At 63.3% G+C, this 1,556-nt stretch carries 2 protein-coding genes; both read left to right on the top strand.

Translation table 11 applies throughout. The annotated features are described in order from the left end of the window. Window positions 1-37: 37 nt before the first annotated feature. The gene (locus QZL67_RS05165; RefSeq protein WP_022289688.1) at window positions 38-328 is read left to right on the top strand and encodes a hypothetical protein; all 291 of its coding nucleotides are present in this window, start codon (window positions 38-40) and stop codon (window positions 326-328) included. Window positions 329-354: 26 nt separating this feature from the next. After that, on the top strand, window positions 355-1,556 hold a 1,202-nt coding region (gene dnaE / locus QZL67_RS05160), incomplete at its 3' end, for a DNA polymerase III subunit alpha (protein WP_292919905.1).

Here is a 1,556-nt window from a genome sequence, read left to right as displayed (position 1 = left end):
TGCTGCGCGCGGATGAAACGAAAGGAGAAGATGCGGGATGAAGCGTCCCTGCAAAGGGCCGGACTGTTTTCGTGCGCTGCGGGTGTGCGATGCCCTGTCTTGCGGGGGCTTTGCCTGCGCCCTCCTGGGCTGCGGTGTCGGCTACTGGGACGGGCCCCGTATGCTGGCGGGGGTGCTGGTGGTAGTGGGGTTTGCCGCCCTGCTGGGCGGCTGGGCCCTGGGGCTGCGGTTCGTGGTCTGTCCCCACTGCGGGGAACCCCTTTATGACTTTCCCCGTCTGCCCTCCGCCATCCCTGACTACTGCCCCCACTGCGGGACAAAACTCTGACCCACTACTTTGGAAAGGAACCTGCCATGCCCTTCGTCCATTTACATGTCCATACGGAATACAGCCTCCTGGACGGCGCCTGCCGCATCAAGGACCTGCCCGGCGTGGTGAAGTCCATGGGGCAGACCGCCTGCGCCATCACGGACCATGGCGTTATGTACGGCGTCATTGACTTCTACCGGGCCTGCAAGGCGGAGGGCATCAAGCCCATCATCGGCTGCGAGGTCTACGTGACGCCCCAGGGCCGCACCCGGTTCGACAAGGTCCACGAGTTCGACGCCGAAAGCCGCCATCTGGTGCTGCTGTGCGAAAATGAGGAGGGGTACCGGAATCTCTCCTACCTGGTCTCCGCCGCCTGGACGGAGGGTTTTTATATCAAGCCCCGCATCGACCAGGAGCTGCTGCGCCGGTACAGCGGGGGGCTCATCGCCCTCTCTGCGTGCCTGGCCGGCGAGATCCCCCGGAGGCTTCGCAACGGCGAGTATGAAAACGCCAAGGCCTACGCCCGGGAGATGGCGGACCTCTTCGGACCGGAGCGGTTCTATCTGGAACTCCAGAACCACGGCATCCCCGACCAGGCGGAGGTGAACCGGGGGATTCTGCGCATCCACCAGGAGACGGGCATCCCCATGGTCTGCACCAACGACGCCCATTACCTGCGCAAGGAGGACGCGGAGGCCCACGATGTGCTCCTCTGCATCCAGACCGGCAAGACGCTGGACGACGAGAACCGGATGCGCTACGAGCCCCGGAACTTCTACCTGCGCAGCGGGGAGGAGATGGAGGCCCTCTTCAGCGCCTTCGAGGGGGCGGTGGAGAACACCGGGAAGATCGCGGAGATGTGCAACCTGGAATTCACCTTCGGCAAGTCCCACCTGCCGGAATTCCAGCTGCCGGAGGGATACGACAGCTTTTCCTATCTGAAAAAGCTCTGCGACGACGGCTACCGGGAGCGGTATGGGGACGACCCGTCCCGCCGGTCCCAGCTGGAGTACGAGCAGAATATGATCGAGAAGATGGGCTTTACCGACTATTTCCTCATCGTCTCTGACTTTGTCCGCTACGCCAAGAGCGCGGGTATCCCCGTGGGCCCGGGCCGGGGCAGCGCGGCGGGCAGTATGGTGAGCTACTGCCTCCACATCACTGATATCGACCCGGTGAAGTACGGCCTCTACTTCGAGCGGTTTTTAAACCCGGAGCGGGTGAGCATGCCGGATATCGACATGGA

The organism is Oscillibacter sp. CAG:155 (assembly GCA_000436875.1).
Classification (GTDB): Bacteria; Bacillota; Clostridia; order Oscillospirales; family Oscillospiraceae; genus Oscillibacter.
This window is presented reverse-complemented; position numbering and strand designations above follow the sequence as displayed.

What these genes read in the sequence shown, in the direction of transcription:
- QZL67_RS05165 (WP_022289688.1), top strand. Translation starts at nt 38, where the DNA reads ATGAAGCGTCCCTGCAAAGGGCCGGACTGTTTTCGTGCGCTGCGGGTG.